The organism is Faecalibacterium sp. Marseille-Q0746, assembly GCF_017377595.1.
GTDB lineage: Bacteria > Bacillota > Clostridia > Oscillospirales > Ruminococcaceae > Faecalibacterium > Faecalibacterium duncaniae.
Genome location: NZ_JAFREI010000007.1, coordinates 50,877 through 70,164 on the forward strand (window position 1 = coordinate 50,877; position 19,288 = coordinate 70,164).

Consider the following 19,288-nt stretch of genomic DNA (forward strand, 5'->3'; position numbering starts at 1 on the left):
CAGACTGCAGGGACGGAGAGGGTCATTTTCGTTTCAGATACGCTTGTGTCTCCCGGACCACCACTCCCGAAAGCCCCACCACGCCCACAAGATTGGGCAGCATCATCAGGCCGTTGAAGGTATCGGAGAGCGCCCAGGCCAGATCCAGCTTCATCACAGCACCCACCAGCACCATGGCCGCAAACACCAGTTTATATCCTGCGGCGGCACGCTCCCCCAGCAGATACACCACTGCCCGGGTGCCGTAATGGCTCCACCCCAGCGTAGTGGAATAGGCAAACAACAGGACCGACACCGCGATGAACTGCGGCCCGAACGCCCCAAACACCGTGGAAAAGGCCTGCCCCACCAGTGCGGAGCCCTCCACGCCGGTCAGGGCCGCACCGGTGTCCAGATCCACAAGGCCGCTGGTGAGTACCACAAGGGCCGTGAGGGTGCAGACCACCATGGTATCTGCAAACACCTCGAACATGCCCCACATTCCCTGCTGGACAGGCTCCTCCACATTGGCCGCGCAGTGCACCAGCACCGACGCGCCCAGTCCTGCTTCGTTGGAAAAGGCTCCCCGCTTGAATCCCCAGCTGATGGCCCGGGCCATGCCGTAGCCCAGCACCCCGCCCCCGGCGGCCTGCAAGCCAAACGCCCCCCGGAAGATGGCCGCGAATGCCGCCGGGACAGCCGCCCCATGGACACAGACCACGGTCAGCGCCCCGAACAGGTAGAACAGGGCCATGAGCGGGACGATGGCCTCCGTGACTGCGGCCACCCGCTTCAGCCCGCCCAGTATGACCCGCCCGGTGAGCAGGGCCAGTACGATGCCCGTTGCCACCGGCGGCACCCGGAACACCGCCTGCAGATTGCCCGCAATGGAGTTGATCTGGCTCATGTTCCCCATGCCGAAGCTGGCCAGCACGCAAAAGCAGGCAAACAGCACCGCCAGTGCCCGGCCAAAGCCGCCGCCCAGCCCCTCGGCCAGATAGTACATGGGCCCGCCGCACCATCTTCCGGCGGCATCCCGGCGGCGGTAGCAGATGCCCAGCACGTTCTCGGCATAACTGGTCATCATCCCCAGCAGGGCCATGACCCACATCCAGAACACAGCCCCCGGCCCGCCTGCCAGAATGGCTGCCGCCACACCCACGATGTTGCCGGTGCCGATGGTCGCCGCCAGCGCTGTGCAAAGGCTCTGAAACTGGCTGATGGCTTCATCGTCCGTGTGGGCGGTCACATTCCGGTCCAGGAAGATGGCCCCGATGGTGTGCCGCATCCAGTACCCGAAATACCGCAGCTGGAAAAATCCGGTGCGCACTGTCAGCAGGCAGCCGGTGCCAAACAGCAGCGCCAGCCCCACCGGCCCCCATACCACACCGCCGACCACCGCATTCACCCGCGCCAAGCTCTCCCACATACACAAACGCCCCCTGTGCTCTACTGTATGGCACAGGGGGCGTTTTCATGCCCGGGCAGCGGTTTCTGTATAAAAAAGCGCATCCCGGCCCACCCTGTTCCAAAACGGAACGGAGGAACACGGGATGCACAAGAACGGTTGGAGGCCCTTCTGGGCTGCTTTGGGGGCGGCACTTCTGGTGCTGCTGCCGCTGGTGGGCGGCACAGTCCTGCTCACCCGGCAGATGGTGCGTACCCGCATCCAGACCGCCCAGCCCCAGAGCGGGGTGCCCATCCAGCTGCCCCGGGCCGAGCACCGGATGACCCTGCTTCTCTGCACCGCCGGGGAGCAGCCGGGCTTTTTGCTGGTCTACCTGAACGCCGCCCAGAACAGTCTGAACCTGCTGGCCGTGCCGGGGGAGCTGACCGTGCCCTTCAACGGAGAGACTGCCAGTCTTGCCCACTGCTACGGAGCGGCGGGGCCCGCCCGGTGCCGTCAGGCGCTTCTGGAGGTGCTGGGCCTGCCGGAGGATATGCTTTATCTGGCGCTGTCCCCCGCCGTGCTGGAAAAGACCGCTTCCCGTTACGGGCCGGTGCGGGTGGGGTTTTCGGGGGCACTGACTGCCGATGAGCTGGCCGAAACCGGGCTTTCCGCCGCCGTGCAGAGCATTTCAGCCAAGGAGGCCCACGCTCTGCTCTCCGGCTGGGATGCGGACGGCACCCTGCCGCCTGCCCGCCGGGCCGCTGCCCGGGCGGCAGTGTGGGAAGCCTTTTTCCGGCAGGACCTCGCCCTGCTGCCCGCCACCCTGCCGGATGCCCTGCGGGCCAGCAGCACGGCCCTGCTCACCGACTTTGCGGCGCAAGATTACACCCTGCTGGGCACGGTCCTGGAGTTTCTGGCCAACAACAGCGCCCTCCCCCACGCCGAGGCCCTGCCCGGGGCGTGGGATGCAAAGGCGGGCACTTACACGGTCACAGACGCTTCCCGGGCGGCGGTGCAGACCTTCCTCAGCGTTTCACCCGCCTCGGGGAATGACGCCTCGCTCAGGGAGCCATAGCCCAGTACAAACGTACCGGAAAAATCCTGTTCCCCGCCGGTCAGGTCATAATCGCTCAGCAGACTCAGGGCCACGCCCTGCGCCTTTGCGGCGGCGTGAAGGGCGGCATCCGGCGGGGCATTTTTCAGCCTTGCCAACAGATGCAGGCCGGTATGCAGGCCAGTCAGGGTCAGCTCATCCAGCGCAAAAGCAGCGCGCAGAGAGGCAGCCAGAGCATCCCGCCGGGCCTTGTAGGCCACGCGCTCCCGGGCAAGGTGCCGGGTAAAGTAGCCCTCACGGATGAAGCGGGCCAGGGTCTGCTGTTCAAACCGGCTGACGGTGCCGGAATAGATCCGGTACTTTGCCCGCCAGGCGGGCAGCAGCTGCCGGGGCAGCACCATGTAGGCGATGCGGATGCCGGGGGCCAGACTGCGGGAGCAGGTGGAGAGGTAGACCACCGGGCCGTCGGCCCCGGCCATGCCCTGCAGGCTGGGCAGGGGGCGGGTATCAAAGCGGAACTCCGAATCGTAATCGTCCTCTATGATATACCGCTGGCCCGGGCAGCGGGAGGCCCAGTGGAGCAGCTCCGTTCGGCGGCCCGCCGGCATGGTCACGCCCGTGGGGAACTGGTGGCTGGGCGTGACATAGCACACCGCCGCACCCGAGCCGGACAATGCCTCAACAGAAAGGCCGTCCGCATCCACAGGCAGGCAGCAGCACGCCACGCCGTTGTTTTCCAGCACCTGCTTCGCGCGCTGGTAGCCGGGGTTTTCCACCGCCGTTTTGCCGGGCAGGAGCGGGGCCAGCAGGCTCAGCAGATACTCCATACCGGCACCCACCACCACCTGCTCGGCGGTGCACCGCACGCCCCGGTATTCCTCCAGATAGTCCGCCAGCGCCTGCCGCAGCTCCACATCCCCCTGCGCATCGCCATGGGTCAGCAGCTGGGGCGAGGAATAGAGCAGCTCTTTCTGCAGCCGGGCCCAGGTGCGGAACGGGAACAGCCCCGGGTCCACGCCCCGGGTGGACAGATCGAACCGGACGGGCGGCTCGGCTGCTTCCGGCGGAGCGGCAGATGCCGGGGGCGGCACTTCCTCGGGCCGGGTGGGCAGGGCAAGATATTCCTGTACATAAAAGCCGCTGCGCTCCCGCGGCTCCATGTAGCCCTCGGTCGCCAGGATCTGATAGGCCGCGTCCACCGTGTTGACAGAAACCGACAGCTCTGCCGCCAGCCGCCGCTTGCCGGGCATCCGGGTGCCCGCCGGAATGGCCCCGCTGCGCATCTCGGCGGCAAGGCTCTCATAGAGCTGCTCGTACAGCGGCACCCCGCTGGCGGCATCCAGTGCAGTTGTCAGATGAAACATAAGACCCCTCCCCTTTTTGGGTGCTTTGTCGAACTGACCCCATAAAAAAACTTTATTCTGGGTATTTTCATGGTGCCAGTTTTGCGTATAATAGGAGCATACCAACCACACACCCAAATGTCAAGTAGTTTTATGGGTAAGTGGCTTTGAAACGGGCGAACGATCCTGCAGAGCAGGATAGAGGGGGTTTGCCCCGAAAAAATTTGGAGGGAAAAATCATGTCTACAACTGCAATGTGGCTGCTGCTGGCCGTGGTGATCGTTGTCATCCTGTTCGGCAGTGTGCTGTACAAGCGCACCTTTACCACCAAGGAGCTGGCCCTGACCGGCGTTATGGCCGCGCTGAGCCTGGTGGCATACCTGTTCTTCCGCGTGCCGTTCTACGGCGGCTCCTCGTTCCATCTGGGCAACACCTTCACCGCCCTGACCGCCCTGCTGCTGGACGGCGTTTCCGGCGGCCTGGCCGGTGCGATCGGTCTGGCTCTGGCCGATATCCTGGCCGGTGACCCGGGCTATGCCGTGACCACCTTTGTGCTGAAGTTCATCATCGGCATCACCTGCGGTGCCGTGGCTCACAAGGTGTTCAAGCTGCGCGATCTCGACCGCCACAGCAAGGGCTACCTGCTCAAGGTCATCGTGGCAGGCGGCTCCGGCCTGCTGCTGAACGTCATCACCGACCCGTTCCTGGGCTATTTCCGCAACATTTACATCTTTGGCCAGGAGTACACCGTGGCACAGGCCCTGTCCAAGATCGCCGGTGGTGTCACCTTTGTCAACAGCGTAGCCTCCACCATCTGCGTGGTCATCCTGTATCTGGCTCTGCGCCCGGCTCTGGAGCGCGCCGGTCTGCTGCCCAAGGGCGAAAAAAGTAAGCCTCTCATCTCTTTCTGACGCATATATGGAAAGTCCCCGGCCTGTATCCTCAACATGATATGCTACCCCCAGAGTAGACAGAGTAAAAAGAAAGCTCTGCGTACTCTGGGGGTATTTTCATGTCATGCAAGAACAATCACGATACAGCGGAAGTAAAATATCAAAAAAATATCCCGTGTTGGACGCTGCAAGCTCACGTCCGTGCCATGAATCGAGCGGCCTAACGCCAATTTGCACAAAAAATTCGCCGTTCCCTTGTGGAAACGGCGAACAAAAATCTTATATTATTTTTTCTGTCTCCTTGACGGGGCACTTCACGGGCAGGCAATGTGGGACAGAAGCGCAGAAGATCAGCCCTCGATGAGCTCAACGGTCTTCATCTTGACGGGGGTGGTGGGCTTATCGTTCCAGTCGGTGCGGACGGAAGCGATCTTATCCACGACCTCCATTCCGGCAACGACCTTGCCGAAAGCGGCATACTGGCCGTCCAGATGGGGAGCGTCCTTGTGCATGATGAAGAACTGGCTGCCGGCGCTGTTGGGGTTCATGCTGCGGGCCATGCTGATCACGCCGCGGGTGTGCTTGATGGGGTTGTTCACACCGTTTGCAGCGAACTCGCCCTTGATGTTCCAGCCCGGGCCGCCGGTGCCGTTGCCCAGCGGGCAGCCGCCCTGAATCATAAAACCGGGGATGACACGGTGGAAGGTCAGGCCGTTATAGAAGCCCTCGCTGACCAGCTTCTTGAAATTCTCACAGGTGATGGGGGCGACTTCCTCATTCAGCTCAATGTCGATGATGCCGCCGTCTTCCATAGTAATGCGAACCATAACGCTACAATACTCCTTTTGTGTTGACCCCGCAGCGGGGGTGTGTGGGGCAGAAATGCCTGCCCGGATATCTCTTATAGTATACCATAGGTTTTACAGGTTGCAACCACGCAGATGCAACCTTTTTGTAAATTCGTCAAAGTTCCGGGGCCGGGAGCCTGCTTATTCCATCTTCATCCGCTTTGTGATGAGTTGGCCGTTCTGTACTGTGCCGTCCGAGATATAATACTTCCACTCGGTCGATCCATCCGACATCAGGTACTCCACAGCAAACACCTGCCCAGCCTGGATTTTTACAGGGTAGTTGTCGGCTGGCAGAATCTCACGGGGTGTCGGCAGATTCTTGAAGTCCTCATATGCGTCTTCCAACCGCCAGAACTTTCGGGTCTTGTAGCCCTTTACCATCGAAATATCCTGCTCACCGAAATAGGATGCTGTGTAGGTCTTTCCGTTGACTTCCAGCGCGTCGATCCGTTCCGGTTCCTGCGTCAGATCTTTGGTATGGAGATGTTCCCCATAGTTCTCGCTCAACTGTTTTGCCATGCGAAAATCCGAGTTCAAATACTCCGACTCCACAATATGTGCACTTCCATAGATACCCATGATATCGGTGCGGCGTACCGCTTCCAGCTCCTGATAGCTGCGCCGGAAGTTCTCCACCATCCGATCCTCCCGGTATCGGACCGAAGAAGCTTCATCCGTCGCCTCGATCTCATAGTACCGTTTGCCCTGTTCCATGTTTTCCTGCGCACGCCGGTACTCTTCGCTGTCCTTCTGCCCATTGGCTTCCAGATAGGCCAGATACCGCGGCCCGGTTCTTTCCCAGGTATGGCCCACGTCGGTGCCGTGGAACACGGTCTCAGGATACTGCTCCTTGATCTGTTTCAGAAAATTCTTCTCGACCTCGGTGCCGCCTGCTGTACCTTCCCAGTCCTTGAACTGCAGATCCAGCAATTCATCATCGTCGGCCTGCATCCACAGGTTCAGAAATTGTGCATCCGTATACGGAAATTCCACAAACAGATCCCGCATTCCTTTTTCGTAATACTCGCCCCAGATGGAAAGTTCCTTGTCGAGAATGCTCTGCTTGCTGTGTTCTTCTCCGTAAAGATAGATTTCGCCCTTCGGCCCATTTTTTACATAACTCCAGAACAGCCCCACCAGCAGGGTCACAATTAGCACGATGGCCGCATATTTCCAGCGTCCGGTCTTTGTTTCCGTTTTCATTTCAATTCCTCTTTCATTTCGGTCATATCTGCCCAAAAGCGTTTGGGGCAGTGGGTCATACGGCCCTTTTCGTTGTGGCGGGCCTTGATCTCCAGCGTTTTGTAGAACTGCCGCCAGAGCTCCTGAAACTGCTGCTCCTTTTCATCAGGTGGGGGCAGGGTGAGGGGTTCGGCCAGCTCCATGAGCTGAGCCTTGTGGTTCTGGTACAGCAGCACCGCCTGATGGACAGCATCATAGATCAGGAAGTTCTCCTCCGGGAAGCGGGCACAGAAATGCCCGCGCAGGAGGGGCAGAATATAGTTTTTGGGGTGGATGACTGCACCCAGCATCCCGTCGTGCTCCTGAAAACGGACAAAGCCCTGAAACTTGTCCACTTCCCAGTCCAGGCTCTGTTTCATCTGGTAGAGCGGAGCCACCTCCGGGTGGCCCCGCCGCTTGACGGTGCCTGGCCCCAGCGCAAAGGCCAGATGCAGAAATCGGATGAGCCGCAGCTCCTTATCCTCCCAGCCCGAGAGAAAATCCCGGGTGACGAGGGATTCCGTCTCTTCGCCCAGCTTGGCGCGGAAGCTGGCAAAGACCCGCCGGGCCTTTGCGTGGTCAGTGGGGATCTCCTTCACAGGGTAGAGGGTAGCCGTCTCCCGTTCCGGGGTCCAGATCGCGAAGGGCAGCTCATGCTGGGCAAAGCTCTCAAACACACAGCAGAGAAAGCCCTCGAAGCTGCCATCATAGAGGTAGACCACGTCGGCATCGTGGAGCTTCCGGGCAGGGCTCACAGGGCTCTGGCCAGACATTGCACTGCCTCCTCCCGCACCATTTTCTGGGCTGTGCGGGGCGGCACGCCCTGCTCCACCAGCCGATCCACGGCGGGCGGGCTGAACATGCTCAGCTGCTCCACCCCGCCGCTGAATACGTTGGGGTCGATGAGCGCCCGGGTGATGCGCTCCCGCCCGGCGCTGCCGCGGCCCGGGTGCGCTCCCGCAAAGCCCCGGCAGGTGATGAAATACTGTGCCCGCTTGAGCACCACGCCCATCCGCTTGAGCTCGTCCAGCCCCAGCGCGGCCTGTTTGCGGGCGTGCCAGATGCGCCGGGCGCTCTTGGGGCCGATGCCCGGCACCCGCAGCAGCATCTCAAAGGGGGCGCGGTTCACGTCCACCGGGAACAGCCCGTAATGCTGCACCGCCCAGTTGCACTTGGGGTCCAGATAGGGGTTGAAGTTGGGGTTGTCCCTGTCCAGAAGTTCCTCTGCCTTGAACTCGTAAAAGCGGAGCAGCCAGTCTGCCTGATAGAGCCGATGCTCCCGCAGCAGCGGCGGCTTGGTGTCCAGCGTGGGCAGGCGGGTGTCCTCGGTCACAGGGATGTAGGCGGAGTAGAACACCCGTTTCAGGTGATACTTATTGTATAATCCTTCCGTTAATTGCAGGATGTGATAATCCGTTTCCGGGGAAGCACCCACGATCATCTGGGTGCTCTGGCCCGCCGGGGCAAATCTGGGGGCCTTGCGGTAGAGCGCCACCTCTTCCCGGTTGGCGGCCCCCTCCACCGCGATCTGCTTCATGGGCCGGAAAATGGAGTGCCGCCCTTTGTCCGGAGCCAGCAGGTTCAGGCTGCGCTCACTGGGCAGCTCAATGTTCACACTCAGGCGGTCGGCCAGAAAGCCCAGCTGTTCCAGCAGCTCCGGGCTGGTGCCGGGAATGGCCTTGGCGTGGATGTATCCGCCGAAACGGTACTCCCCCCGCAGCAGGCGCAGAACCGCCAGCATCCGTTCGGTGGTATAGTCCGGGCTCACCAGCACGGCACTGGAAAGGAACAGCCCCTCGATGTAGTTGCGGCGGTAGAATTCAATGGTCAGCTCGGCCAGCTCCCGGGGGGTGAAGGTGGCCCGGGGCACATCGTTGGACTTGCGGTTGACGCAGTAGCTGCAATCGAAGGAGCAGCAGTTGGTCATCAGCACTTTCAGCAGGCTGACACAGCGGCCATCGGCAGTAAAGGCGTGGCAGCAGCCCGGGGCGTAACAGCTGCCGACCCCGCCCGCTCCTGCTGCCCGGGAAGCGCCGCTGGAGGTACAGGCCACATCATATTTTGCGCTGTCCGCCAGGATCGTCAGCTTATCCATCAGGCTCTGTTCCATGGGACACCTCCGAAAAATGGGGATAAAAAAGAAAGCCATACAGGATGGCTTTTCTTTTTCAGGCGCTGGTGGGGCGTTTTTACCACTTCGCCTTGGTCTCCACCACACGGCCTGCAATGTGCAGGTGGTTGAGCTCCTCGCCCTTGATGACCATTTCCTTATAGGCCGGGTTGAAGGGCTGCAGCACCACGCAGTTGCCGCGCTGGAGGTAGCGCTTGAGGGTACCCTCGCCCTCGTCACCGTAGATCAGCACGCCCAGGTCGCCGTTTTCCAGCGTGTCCTGACGGTGCACCAGGGCAAGGTCACCATCGTGGATGCGGGGTTCCATGCTGTCGCCGCGCACAACGAGATAGAAGTAGCTGGAAGGGTCCTTGACCCGGGCATACTCCTTGCCGTAGTCTTCCTCATAGGCCAGCGCGCCGTAGCCCGCCTTGACCGTGCCAATGACAGGGATCAGGCTGTACACATAGCTGCCGAAGAAGCGCTCTTCGGTCTGGCCCTCCGCGGTGGGGTCGAACAGACCCAACAGATAGTCCGCGGTCGTGTCCAGGATCTCCGCCAGCTTTGCCACGGTGGTGGGGTCCGGGGAACTCTTTCCGCTCTCCCATTTTCCCACGGCCTGCTGAGTCACGCCCAACAGGGAAGCAAGCTCCGCCTGGCTCATGTGCTTTTGCTTTCGGCATTGCCGTAACAGCTCCGGAAACGACATTGTTCAACACTCCTCTGCTTGTACCGGGTCCGGTAAGGTTTTATCTGTATTTATTATACAACAAAAAGATGTTTCAGTAAAGAGGAAATCCCGCTTTTTCTCGAAGAAAAGTTGTCGCTCCGCACAAAAATGCGCACAACGAGCGGAAATTTTGATTTTGGGCTTGACAGCGCCGCTGAAATCTGGTAAATTAAATAGGCATTCGGTACGGCGTGTGCGGGTGCCCACGAGGAGAGATGTCCGAGTGGTTTAAGGAAGCAGTCTTGAAAACTGCCGTACGGCAACGTACCGTGGGTTCGAATCCCACTCTCTCCGCCATTTTTATTGAATAAGTGCAACACACTTTGCTCTGGAGTAGTACTCAAGAGGCCGAAGAGGCGCCCCTGCTAAGGGCGTAGGTCGTCTAAACAACGGCGCGAGGGTTCAAATCCCTCCTACTCCGCCAAGAAAAAGCTCGATGATTCTTTGAAATCACCGGGCTTTTTCCATTTTCAGAAACCAAAAGGCCGCCTCCTCGGAATTTGTTCCGTGAAAGCGGCCTTTCTGTTACAAGATCAGATTCGTCACCGCAGCCAGCACGCTCAGGTGCACAGGATAGAACCAGTAAAAGGCCTTCTTTTGCAGCGGACTGCACGCGCCCCGCTGGCCGTTGTAGAACCAGACCAGCACAAAGGCCAGCGGGGCGGTGAGTTCCCAGGCAAACAGCACGGCTCCCACGATGCACTGCCGCTTGCGGTTTGTGCGGGTCAGATACAGCGCGCAGATGATGAGCACGCCGATGCCGTTGTAGTCCGTACAGGCCAGAAGCGCCGCAAGCGTGCAGCCTGCCGCACACAAGAGTCCTTTCCAGCTGGCAGAGCCGTCCGGCTTTTCATAATGCTTCAGGCCTGCCATGGCCAGCACGCCCAGCGCCAGCGTCCAGTAAACGTTCTGCGCACTGAAGTCAAAGGGGGTGCGGAAGAACGCAAGGTCAAAGGGCACCTCACTGATGAGGGCAAACAGGAACAGCCTCCGGACGTATTTTTTCACATCGTGGGTATGTACAAAGCCCTCCACCAGCAGGAAGCAGAAGATAGGAAAGGCCAGCCGTCCGGTGAAGCGCAGCACCATGTCCAGCCGGTACAGCGGATAGGCGGAAAGGGTGTCCCGCGAGAGGGTGCCGCTGTCCAGCCCGGGCGTAAGGATACCTGCCTCGATGCAGGACGCGCCGATGTGGTCCACCAGCATGGTGATGCAGGCAATGGTTTTAAGGGCGGTGCCGCTGAAGCTGCAGCGCGGGGAAAGTGCGGTCATAAAAAAACACCTCGGTCAGTTTGTAAAAAATCGTTATAAGAACTATAACGGAGGAAAGGTGGCATTTCCTGCGTCTGCTGCGGCAAAATCTGCACAGAGCATGCACAAATCAGCCCAAAATGCTTGACAGGACGGGCGCAGGATAGTAAAATCAAGAAGATAATTGAACTATCTCAAACCAAAGATGAAAAAGATTCACAGAGGATCGAGCGTCTCCGAACCAGATCAGACCGGAAGGAGGCATTGGGAATGACGCTGTTTTCTTATGAGATTTTCGACGCAGTTGCACGGCAGGGCAGCTTTAACAAGGCGGCTCAGCAGCTGCATCTGACTCCCTCGGCCATCAGCCACGCCATCGCCGTGATGGAGGCTGAGCTGGGCTTCACCTTATTCAATCGCGGCAAAAACGGCGTTACCATGACCAGCTACGGCGCTTCGCTGTACCCCTCCATCCGTGCGGTGCTGAACAGCGACGAGGCCCTACAGCAGAGCATTGCCCGCCTGAACGGCCTGGAAAAGGGCAAGGTCAAGCTGGGTGCCTTCAACTCAATCTGCTCCGGGCTGCTGCCCAGCATCCTCAAGGGCTTTATGGCCCACTACCCCCAGATCGAAGTCGAGGTCTATCAGGGCACCTACGACGATGTTAAGGAGTGGCTGCGCACCGGTCAGGTGGACATCGCCTTCCTCTCCAACAACTGCCGGGAGGAGTTTGTTCTGACCGAGCTGTTCCACGAGCCGCTGCTCTGCATCACCCCCATGGACTGGCCCGAACCGCCCAACGGCGTGATGACCCCCGCCCTGATGAACGGGCAGAACTTTGTGGTGCAGTGGGATGCCACCGACGCGGAGATGCGTCAGTTCCTCAAGAAGTATTCCCTCTCAACGGAGCGCCGCTGCCATGTCATCGACGACCAGTCGAACATTGCCATGGTCGAGGCAGGCCTGGGTATTTCCATCATGCCCCGGATGCTGCTGCGCAACTGCACGGCAGCGGTCAAGATCTACCCCATCGAGCCAGAAGAGGACCGTGTGGTGGGTCTGGCCGTCCAGCGCCCCACCGCCATGGCTCCCGCCGTGGAGCAGATGTTCCACCACATCGTGGAGTGCTGCAAGGATCTGGACTGAACAACAGTGTAACATAACGGGCCGGTGTGCGCAACACCGGCCCGTTTTTTGCCGCCCGGAAAACTTTGGATTGTATCCCCGCCCGGGATACGGTATACTAAGAAAAAATCCATTCTGGTTTTTGAGGGGAAAAATTATGGATCGAAGAAGTTTTTGCAAGGTGCTGGGGTTTGCGGCCGGCAGCACTCTGCTTCCCGGGCTGATGGTCCAGGCCACCGGGCAGAGCTCCGTGGGCCATGCAGTGCCGGATGGCCGCTACACCATCGGCATCCGCAGCGACCTGAGCGGCTGCGACCTGACCCACGCGTTCTATTATTCCGACAGCTTTTTCACCCACCCGGCCACCCAATATGACCACCAGCTGGCGCTGGCAACGCTGGGTCTGGTCTGCGCTGCGGCCAACACCGTGGCCAGCGATGCGGAATACTGGGTCAACGGCTCTGTGGGGCGGGAAGCCCACATTGCCGCCGCCTACGAGACCCTGGGCTTTGAGGACGCGCTGTTCTACAATTACGATCTCGACACCGGCCGGGCCGGGGACTTTGTGGGCTACTCGCTGGCCCGCAAGACCCTGACCCTGAACGGCCAGCGCACCACCCTTGTGGCGCTTGTCCTGCGGGGCGGCGGCTACGGCGGCGAGTGGGCCAGCAACTTCCACATAGGCGATACCAGCGCGCACACCGGCTTTGTCACGCCTGTGGCGGCGGTGTTTGCATCCCTCAAGGCCTATCTGGCCCGGGCAGGGCAGGGCGGTGCCTTCAAGCTCTGGCTGGGCGGCTACAGCCGCGGTTCCATCATTGCAAATCTGCTGGCGGCAAAGATCGCCCGGGAGCTCCCCCAGCTGGGGCGGGAGAACATCTATGCCTACGGCTTTGCGGTGCCTGCAGCCCTGACTGCCGCCGACCGGCCTGACCTGCAGCAGGATTTCGATGCCAATCACGCCCCGGACGGCACCCTGCTGGAAAACTGGCCCGAGAGCAACATCTTCAGCATCATTTCCAGCGGCGACGCGGTGGCCCGGGTGCTGCCCGCTGCCTGGGGCTACCACCGCAACGGCTGCGACCGCTTTCTGCCCGCCACCCGGAATGCCGAAGAGCTGGCCGACCTGGACGCACTGGGGGCGGAATTCGGCCCCACGCCGCTGGTGATCAGCAACCTTGCCACCGCCGAGGACACCAGTGCCCTCATCGGCATCGTGGCCAAGTTCTGCGTTTCCCGGGAAAATTTCCATCAGAAATACGAAGCCGCTATCATGGACATGATCCAGTGTGCCTTTCTCCGCTCCGAAAAAGAGGTGGTCGATGGCTACATCCTCAGCGACGGTGAGATCGTGGAGCGGCTGCAGAGCCTTTCCCACATGAAAGAGATCGATTACTGGCAGATCGTGGGCAGCGTCTGGGCCGCCTCCACCATGAGCCGCCCCATCCTTGAGCGGTACGGCCAGAACGTGCCCCTGCTGGCCCGGCAGATCCTGATCCCGGTGCTGGCGGTCGGCCTGTGCTACGGCATCGAGACCGATGTGGTGCAGATGGTGGCCCAGTACATCATCCGTCTGCTCACCGCCCGGGGCGAGCTGGACAGTGTTCTGCGCGCGGCGTTCTGCCACCACCCGGAAAACTACATTTCCCTGATGGAATACTACACCCCCGAGGAGCACGGTATGGAGCCCTTTACCCGAAAGTGATTCACTTTTCTTCATCTTCCGCCTGAAATCTCTCCACCGGTGAAACGCCTGCGATTCGTTGAAATCCCGTTTTCTCTATGTTACACTTGATTTTATCAACTGGAAAAGAGGGAAAAAACATGGAAACTCAACACAAGCGCAGTGCGTTTTCCGGCAAACTCGGATTCGTGCTGTCCGCCGCCGGTGCGTCGGTCGGGTTGGGAAACATCTGGCGCTTCCCGTATCTGGCCGCAAAATACGGCGGCGGCATTTTTCTGCTCGTCTACATCCTGCTGGCTGTCACCTTTGGCTACACCATGATCATTGCCGAAACGGCGCTGGGCCGGATGACCCGCAAAAGCCCGGTGGGCGCTTACAGCCATTTTGGCAAGGGGAAGGGGCTGGCGTTCGGCGGCTGGATCAACGCCGTCATCCCCATCCTGATCGTTCCCTATTATTCGGTCATCGGCGGATGGGTCATCCACTATCTGGCCCAGTATCTCACCGGCCACGGCAGCGCGCTGGCATCGGACGGGTATTTCTCCGGCTTCATCTCCAACGGTCTGCTGGCCGAGATCGCGTTCCTGCTGTTCACCTTTATCACGCTGGGTATCATCTTTGCGGGTGTGCGCAACGGCGTGGAGCGCGTTTCCAAGGTGATGATGCCGGTGCTGGTGGTGCTCTCGGTAGTCATTGCTGTCTACTCGGTCACACGGCCCGGCGCACTGGCAGGCGTAAAGTATTTTCTGGTGCCCAACCCGGCCAACTTCTCGTGGATGACCGTGGTTTCCGCCATGGGCCAGATGTTCTACTCCCTCTCCATTGCCATGGGCATCCTGGTGACCTTTGGCTCCTACATGAAAAAGAACGTGTCCATTGAGCAGTCCACGGAAAACGTGGAGATCTTCGACACCGCCATTGCCATCATGGCGGGCCTGATGATCATTCCCGCCGTGTTCGCTTTTTCGGGCGGCGACCCTGACACCCTGCAGGCGGGCCCGGCCCTGATGTTCATTACCATCCCCAAGGTCTTTGCCAGCATGGGCATGGGCACTGCCGTAGGCGTGCTCTTCTTTGTGCTGGTGCTGTTCGCGGCCCTCACCAGCTCCATTGCCCTGACCGAGAGTGCCGTTTCTACCTTTGAGGACGAGCTGGGCTGGGACCGCACCCGCTCCACCATCCTCATCGGCTGTATTATGATCACACTGGGCAGCCTTTCCGCGCTGGGCTACGGCCCCCTTGCCAGCGTGACCGTGTTCGGGATGCAGTTCCTCGATTTCTTCGACTTCCTGACCAACTCGGTGATGATGCCCATTGCGGCCATTGCCACCTGCCTGCTGGTCTCCCGGATCGTCGGTGTGGAAAAGATCGAGGAAGAGGTCACACGGGAAGGTCAGCCCTTCCGCCGCAAACCGGTGTTCAACTTTATGCTCCGGTATCTCTGCCCCATCTTCGCGGCTATCATCCTGGCCAGCTCGGTCGCCAACGCACTGGGCTGGATCGCGATGTGACCTTGTTTTCTGCACGCAAAAAGCCCCCGGCCTGTGAGAATACAGGCCGGGGGCTTTTCGATCATTCTTTTTCAAACACAAGGAAGCGGAACGCGATGTCCGTGGTCAGCTCGGGCAGGGCGGCCAGGCGGGCCGCGCCATCCCGTGGCGTTTTCCAGTAATAGGGGGTCATGGCGAACAGCGCCTCCAGCTGCCCGGCAGGCACCGTGATGCTGCCCGAGACCTCCCGCTCCCCAATGGGACGGAAGCCCTCATAGGCCACCTCCTGCACCGGATTTTTATAGGGCGTGTCGTAGAGGACAGCCTTCATCTGGTAGAGGTGCTCTGCACCGGGCACGACATAGATCATCCGTCCGCCCGGGCGCAGCACGCGCCGGAACTCTTCCTGTGCAAAGGGCGAGAAGCAGTTGAGCAGCAGGTCGGCCCATCCGGTGCGGACAGGCTGGGCAAAGCTGGATGCCACCGCGTATTTTGCGGCAGGCAGTGCCTTTGCGGCCAGACGCACCGCAGGCTTTGCGATATCAAAGCCCGCCAGCTGCACCGGCCTGCCCGCCTGCGCAAAGGCCTGTGCAATGCAGCGGTCGTACCAGCCCTCGCCGCAGCCCGCATCCAGCAGGTGGAGCGGTGCATCTGCCCCGGTGGGGACACCATACGCAAGGCACAGTTCCCCCAGCGCCCGGCCGAAGATGCCGTAATACCCGGCGTTCAGGAAGGCACGGCGGGCGGCGACCATCTCTTTGCTGTCGCCCGGGGCCTTGGTGCGCATACTCTGCACCGGCAGCAGGTGCCAGTACCCCTCTTTCGCCCGGTCAAAGCTGTGGTTCCTGCCGCATTTCAGGGCAGTGTCCCCGGTCAGGGGTTCGCCGCAGAGCGGGCACTGCCAGGGGGCAAACGGCTCAGGTTTCATCGGTGTGATCCTCAATGGGTGCGGTGGCACCGCCGTGGGCGGTCATATACTCTTCAAAGTTGGTGAACTTCTGCTGGGGCGGGCGGCGGCTGATCAGCATCAGGCCCGGGTCCTCGTCCCGTGCGGGGGCGGTGTTCCGGCTGCGGCCGCGGGGTGCCTCGCTCTTGGCGGGGCGGGCCGGGCGGCTGCTCTGCACTTCATTGCGGTTATTGCGGCTGCCCTGCTGGCTCTGGCTGTTCTGGGCCGGGCGGGCATTGCGGCTGTTCCGTTCTGCCCGCTGCTCGGTGCGCGGATCATTGCGGTCGGTGCGCTGCTCGGCACGGGCAGGCTGACCGCCGCGCTGACGCTGGCCGTTCTGGGCCGGAGCAGTCTGCTTTGCGGCAGGCTGCGCAGCCGGAGCCTTTTTGACCGGGCGCAGAGGGGTAGCCTCCGGGGCGCTCACAAAGTGAGGGTCGAATTTGGGCTGGGCGTTGCTGCCGCGGTTGGCCGGCTGCGTGGCATTGCCCTCGCGGCGGGTGCGGCTGTTATTGGAGCGGCGGTTCTCACTGCGACCGCCGGAAGTGCGCTTCTGGTTTTCCTCCATGGATGTTCCTTCTTTCGGTTCGGTATTCTTGGGGCTGGGCTGTTTTGCAGCCGCTTTTTCCTTCTTGGGGGCAGCGGGCTTTTCGGCCTTGGCTGCCTTTTCTGCTTTGGCAGGCTTCTCTGCCTTCACAGTCTTTTCCGGCTGCTCTGCTTCCGCCTTGGGCTTTTTGCCCCGCACCGGGGGTGCAGCCTTGACAGGGGCGGGCACGCCGTCCCAGGGATGGCCGGAGACGACCGGGATCTGGCGGCGGTTCAGCTTTTCGATCCCGGCCAGATATTCCTTTTCCTCCGGGGCGCAGAAGCTGACGGCAGTGCCGTCGGCACCGGCACGGGCCGTGCGGCCAATGCGGTGGACGTAGGTCTCGGGCACCTCGGGCAGGTCGTAGTTGAACACATGAGACAGCTCGCTGATATCAATGCCGCGGGCGGCGATATCGGTCGCCACCAGCACCCGGGTCTTGCCCGCCTTGAAATCCTCCAGCGCCGTCACGCGGGCGGTCTGGCTCTTGTTGCCGTGGATGGCGGCAGCGGGGATGCCCTGCTTGTTCAGATCTTTTGCAATTTTATCGGCTCCGTGCTTGGTGCGGCTGAACACCAGCGCGTTCACCACCTCAGGCCTCAGGTTTTTGATGAGCCAGGGCAGCAGGAATTTCTTGTTGCCCTTCTCCACAAAATACAGGCTCTGCTGGATGCGGTCCACCGTGCTGGACACCGGGTCCACCTTGACAAAGGCCGGGTCATGCAGGATGCCTGCGGCCAGCTGCTCGATCTCCTTGGGCATGGTGGCGCTGAACATCAGGTTCTGGCGCTGCCTGGGCAGCTTGGCGATCACCTTTTTCACGTCGTGGACAAAGCCCATATCCAGCATCCGGTCGGCTTCGTCCAGAACAAAGATCTCAATGTTGGAGAGGTCCAGCAGCCCCTGCCCCACCAGGTCGTTCAAGCGGCCCGGGCAGGCAATGAGGATGTCCACGCCCTTTTTCAGGGCCGCGACCTGCGGAGCCTGACCCACACCGCCAAAGATGACGGTGCTGCGCAGGGTCAGATACTTGCCGTAGGCCTCAAAGCTCTCGCCGATCTGCAAAGCCAGCTCCCGGGTAGGAGTCAGGATCAGGGCGCGGATGGCACCCTTTTTGCGGGGCGCGCTGGCAGTCAGGCGGTCGAGCATGGGCAGCGCAAAGGCAGCCGTCTTGCCGGTACCCGTCTGGGCGCAGCCCATCAAGTCCCTCCCGGCCAGCACCGGCGGAATGGCCGCTGCCTGAATGGGCGAGGGGGATTCATAGCCCGCCTGTGCCACAGCACGCAGCACAGGCGCGGAAAGATTCAGTTCGTTAAATGTCATTCTTCACCTAAAATGTTTCTGCATTCCATATAATAGCGCTTTTCCTCTGCGTGCCCCATGCTGAAGGTCTTGCGGGGCAGCACACCGCCCATAACGATGCCCTTGAACAGATCGCTCTTCTCAAAGGGCGGCATCAGGAAAGCCACACCCCCCTGCCTGCACAGGGCGCGGACAGCGGGCTCATCGTGGACATAATCCACCCGGGCCTCGATATGGCGGGCCATGAAATACTCAATGAATGCGTCAATGGTGCCCACGGTCAGCGGGGCAACGGGATGTTCAAAGCTGAGCACATTGGCCACATGGGGGCCAGCCAGCGTAAAGGACTGCTGTTTTGCATCGCCAAAGCAGATGCCTGCCGCGTGGGAATCGCTCCACGCGATGAGGGCCAGCAGCACGGCACCGCAGTCCACATTGAAAAGGACACGGTGGATGGGCTCGATCTCAATGGCCGGAGAGTGGACATTGCAGACCTCAGCCAGGCACCAGCGGGCCGGGTGGGTCAGCTGCTGCTCCGGGGTCAGGGTCTTTTTCAGCTCCTCCCAGCAGGCCTTGGCGGAAGCCAGCGAATGGTTGCCGTCGCCCACGGCCAGCGTCAGGGGAGCGCCGCCCTTTGCCTGGGGATACCGGGCATCAAAGGCCTCCTGGCTGCCCAGAGCGTTCAGGGCGCTGTCGATCTGGGCCAGCAGGGCGGGATCTTCCACTGCCCAGCCGGCAATGTGGCCGCCGTTCAGCATCAGGTCGCCCTCGTAGACCTTGCGCAGCTGCTCCTTTTTCTCGCCGATGGGCTCGATAAGGGTGCAGCCGGGATCATCGGCCAGCATCATAATATGGGGCGTTTCCAGCCTTGCCCCCCGGCGCACCGCCATGCGGGGCGGGATGCGGCTTTCCACGGTGTGCTCGCTGGGACGGATGGCAGGCACCGCACCCTCGGCATAGCTGTATGCCTCCAGGTCGATCCTGCCCACAAGGCCCTGCCGCACCCGGCCGCTCTGCTCGGTGCGCTCCACATAAATGAAGCCGTCCACCGCGCGGGTCAGCACGTTCCGGGTATAATCGTCCATGGCCGCATGGATGGCGCTGATCCTTGCATCCACGTCATCCTCTTCCAGATAGACCTCCGGCAGGATCAGGTCCAGTGTGCTGGGGCCGCCTGCGGCGGCCTGCGCAGCCTTTTCCCAATAGGAGCGGTCGCTGGTGAACTGATCGCAGGCCACACAGCCCCACTGCCCCACCGGGATCTGTTCCGACGGCAGCAGAATGTGCGCCGGGGAAAAACAGGGTGTTTTGTTCATAATACTTCCCTCCCTCTCAC

General features: G+C 61.0%; 16 protein-coding genes and 2 tRNA genes. 7 read left to right on the forward strand and 11 right to left on the reverse strand.

The genetic code is table 11. The features are described from left to right. Positions 1 to 22 precede the first annotated feature (22 nt). Entirely contained in the window at positions 23 to 1,408 is a 1,386-nt protein-coding gene (locus J3351_RS05680) for a sodium:alanine symporter family protein (RefSeq protein ID WP_207697291.1), read from the reverse strand. Between the two features lie 124 nt (positions 1,409 to 1,532). On the opposite strand from J3351_RS05680, the gene J3351_RS05685 reads away from it, so the two are divergent. Next, positions 1,533 to 2,444 (forward strand): hypothetical protein, encoded by a 912-nt coding sequence (locus J3351_RS05685; protein WP_207697292.1) that lies wholly within the window; start codon positions 1,533 to 1,535, stop codon positions 2,442 to 2,444. Here the strand turns inward: J3351_RS05685 and J3351_RS05690 are convergent. Beyond that, the gene (locus tag J3351_RS05690) at positions 2,351 to 3,787 is read right to left on the reverse strand and encodes a PLP-dependent aminotransferase family protein (protein ID WP_207697293.1); all 1,437 of its coding nucleotides are present in this window, start codon (positions 3,785 to 3,787) and stop codon (positions 2,351 to 2,353) included. The genes J3351_RS05685 and J3351_RS05690 overlap by 94 nt on opposite strands. Positions 3,788 to 4,005: 218 nt before the next feature. Here J3351_RS05690 and J3351_RS05695 point away from each other — a divergent pair, with 218 nt between their 5' ends. Continuing rightward, a complete protein-coding gene (locus tag J3351_RS05695) occupies positions 4,006 to 4,677 on the forward strand; it encodes an ECF transporter S component (RefSeq protein ID WP_157747404.1) in 672 nt (223 codons plus the stop codon). 332 nt (positions 4,678 to 5,009) lie between these two features. Here the strand turns inward: J3351_RS05695 and J3351_RS05700 are convergent, their stop codons facing one another. The 5 genes from J3351_RS05700 to J3351_RS05720 form a co-directional block, all read right to left on the reverse strand. After that, entirely contained in the window at positions 5,010 to 5,486 is a 477-nt protein-coding gene (locus tag J3351_RS05700; RefSeq protein ID WP_005934679.1) for a peptidylprolyl isomerase, read from the reverse strand. Positions 5,487 to 5,648: 162 nt separating this feature from the next. Beyond that, positions 5,649 to 6,713: a hypothetical protein gene (locus tag J3351_RS05705; protein WP_207697294.1), complete on the reverse strand. Its 1,065-nt coding sequence runs from the start codon at positions 6,711 to 6,713 to the stop codon at positions 5,649 to 5,651. Continuing rightward, on the reverse strand, positions 6,710 to 7,504 hold the full coding sequence (locus J3351_RS05710; protein ID WP_154277114.1) for a TIGR03915 family putative DNA repair protein: 795 nt from the start codon (positions 7,502 to 7,504) through the stop codon (positions 6,710 to 6,712). Before J3351_RS05710 ends, J3351_RS05705 begins: the two co-directional genes overlap by 4 nt. Next, the gene (locus J3351_RS05715) at positions 7,483 to 8,841 is read right to left on the reverse strand and encodes a putative DNA modification/repair radical SAM protein (protein WP_207697295.1); all 1,359 of its coding nucleotides are present in this window, start codon (positions 8,839 to 8,841) and stop codon (positions 7,483 to 7,485) included. The genes J3351_RS05710 and J3351_RS05715 overlap by 22 nt, the downstream gene beginning before the upstream one ends. 79 nt (positions 8,842 to 8,920) lie before the next feature. Next, a complete protein-coding gene (locus tag J3351_RS05720) occupies positions 8,921 to 9,550 on the reverse strand; it encodes a LexA family transcriptional regulator (RefSeq protein WP_005934683.1) in 630 nt (209 codons plus the stop codon). A gap of 230 nt (positions 9,551 to 9,780) precedes the next feature. On the opposite strand from J3351_RS05720, the gene J3351_RS05725 reads away from it, so the two are divergent. After that, positions 9,781 to 9,868 (forward strand) — tRNA-Ser (locus J3351_RS05725). A gap of 33 nt (positions 9,869 to 9,901) precedes the next feature. Then, positions 9,902 to 9,995: transfer RNA gene (locus J3351_RS05730), tRNA-Ser, on the forward strand. Positions 9,996 to 10,096: 101 nt separating this feature from the next. Here J3351_RS05730 and J3351_RS05735 read toward each other — a convergent pair. Further along, positions 10,097 to 10,843 (reverse strand): TraX family protein, encoded by a 747-nt coding sequence (locus J3351_RS05735; protein WP_207697296.1) that lies wholly within the window; start codon positions 10,841 to 10,843, stop codon positions 10,097 to 10,099. Positions 10,844 to 11,092: 249 nt separating this feature from the next. Here J3351_RS05735 and J3351_RS05740 point away from each other — a divergent pair, with 249 nt between their 5' ends. The 3 genes from J3351_RS05740 (at position 11,093) to J3351_RS05750 (ending at position 15,142) form a co-directional block, all read left to right on the forward strand. Further along, positions 11,093 to 11,968 carry a LysR family transcriptional regulator gene (locus J3351_RS05740; protein ID WP_097773180.1) on the forward strand — a complete coding sequence of 292 codons (876 nt, stop codon included), beginning with the start codon at positions 11,093 to 11,095 and terminating at the stop codon, positions 11,966 to 11,968. Positions 11,969 to 12,104: 136 nt separating this feature from the next. Further along, positions 12,105 to 13,652, forward strand: coding sequence for a lipase (locus J3351_RS05745; protein WP_207697297.1), 1,548 nt, complete (start codon positions 12,105 to 12,107; stop codon positions 13,650 to 13,652). Positions 13,653 to 13,771: 119 nt separating this feature from the next. Then, positions 13,772 to 15,142, forward strand: a complete 1,371-nt coding sequence (locus J3351_RS05750; protein WP_156062259.1) for a sodium-dependent transporter — start codon at positions 13,772 to 13,774, stop codon at positions 15,140 to 15,142. A 61-nt stretch (positions 15,143 to 15,203) separates the two neighbouring features. Here the strand turns inward: J3351_RS05750 and J3351_RS05755 are convergent, their stop codons facing one another. From J3351_RS05755 to J3351_RS05765, 3 genes are read right to left on the reverse strand one after another with little or no spacing between them, the layout of a single operon-like run. Next, positions 15,204 to 16,049 carry a putative RNA methyltransferase gene (locus J3351_RS05755; RefSeq protein ID WP_156062260.1) on the reverse strand — a complete coding sequence of 282 codons (846 nt, stop codon included), beginning with the start codon at positions 16,047 to 16,049 and terminating at the stop codon, positions 15,204 to 15,206. Then, on the reverse strand, positions 16,039 to 17,973 hold the full coding sequence (locus J3351_RS05760; protein ID WP_207697298.1) for a DEAD/DEAH box helicase: 1,935 nt from the start codon (positions 17,971 to 17,973) through the stop codon (positions 16,039 to 16,041). Before J3351_RS05760 ends, J3351_RS05755 begins: the two co-directional genes overlap by 11 nt. Then, complete coding sequence (locus tag J3351_RS05765; protein WP_098924151.1) at positions 17,970 to 19,268, reverse strand: DUF1015 domain-containing protein; 1,299 nt, start codon at positions 19,266 to 19,268, stop codon at positions 17,970 to 17,972. Before J3351_RS05765 ends, J3351_RS05760 begins: the two co-directional genes overlap by 4 nt. Between the last annotated feature and the right edge of the window lie 20 nt (positions 19,269 to 19,288).

Excerpts from the sequence above, each read along its gene's own strand:
- J3351_RS05680 (WP_207697291.1), bottom strand. The coding sequence starts at position 1,408 with ATGTGGGAGAGCTTGGCGCGGGTGAATGCGGTGGTCGGCGGTGTGGTA.
- J3351_RS05685 (WP_207697292.1), top strand. The coding sequence starts at position 1,533 with ATGCACAAGAACGGTTGGAGGCCCTTCTGGGCTGCTTTGGGGGCGGCA.
- J3351_RS05690 (WP_207697293.1), bottom strand. The coding sequence starts at position 3,787 with ATGTTTCATCTGACAACTGCACTGGATGCCGCCAGCGGGGTGCCGCTG.
- J3351_RS05695 (WP_157747404.1), top strand. The coding sequence starts at position 4,006 with ATGTCTACAACTGCAATGTGGCTGCTGCTGGCCGTGGTGATCGTTGTC.
- J3351_RS05700 (WP_005934679.1), bottom strand. The coding sequence starts at position 5,486 with ATGGTTCGCATTACTATGGAAGACGGCGGCATCATCGACATTGAGCTG.
- J3351_RS05705 (WP_207697294.1), bottom strand. The coding sequence starts at position 6,713 with ATGAAAACGGAAACAAAGACCGGACGCTGGAAATATGCGGCCATCGTG.
- J3351_RS05710 (WP_154277114.1), bottom strand. The coding sequence starts at position 7,504 with ATGTCTGGCCAGAGCCCTGTGAGCCCTGCCCGGAAGCTCCACGATGCC.
- J3351_RS05715 (WP_207697295.1), bottom strand. The coding sequence starts at position 8,841 with ATGGAACAGAGCCTGATGGATAAGCTGACGATCCTGGCGGACAGCGCA.
- J3351_RS05720 (WP_005934683.1), bottom strand. The coding sequence starts at position 9,550 with ATGTCGTTTCCGGAGCTGTTACGGCAATGCCGAAAGCAAAAGCACATG.
- J3351_RS05735 (WP_207697296.1), bottom strand. The coding sequence starts at position 10,843 with ATGACCGCACTTTCCCCGCGCTGCAGCTTCAGCGGCACCGCCCTTAAA.
- J3351_RS05740 (WP_097773180.1), top strand. The coding sequence starts at position 11,093 with ATGACGCTGTTTTCTTATGAGATTTTCGACGCAGTTGCACGGCAGGGC.
- J3351_RS05745 (WP_207697297.1), top strand. The coding sequence starts at position 12,105 with ATGGATCGAAGAAGTTTTTGCAAGGTGCTGGGGTTTGCGGCCGGCAGC.
- J3351_RS05750 (WP_156062259.1), top strand. The coding sequence starts at position 13,772 with ATGGAAACTCAACACAAGCGCAGTGCGTTTTCCGGCAAACTCGGATTC.
- J3351_RS05755 (WP_156062260.1), bottom strand. The coding sequence starts at position 16,049 with ATGAAACCTGAGCCGTTTGCCCCCTGGCAGTGCCCGCTCTGCGGCGAA.
- J3351_RS05760 (WP_207697298.1), bottom strand. The coding sequence starts at position 17,973 with ATGACATTTAACGAACTGAATCTTTCCGCGCCTGTGCTGCGTGCTGTG.
- J3351_RS05765 (WP_098924151.1), bottom strand. The coding sequence starts at position 19,268 with ATGAACAAAACACCCTGTTTTTCCCCGGCGCACATTCTGCTGCCGTCG.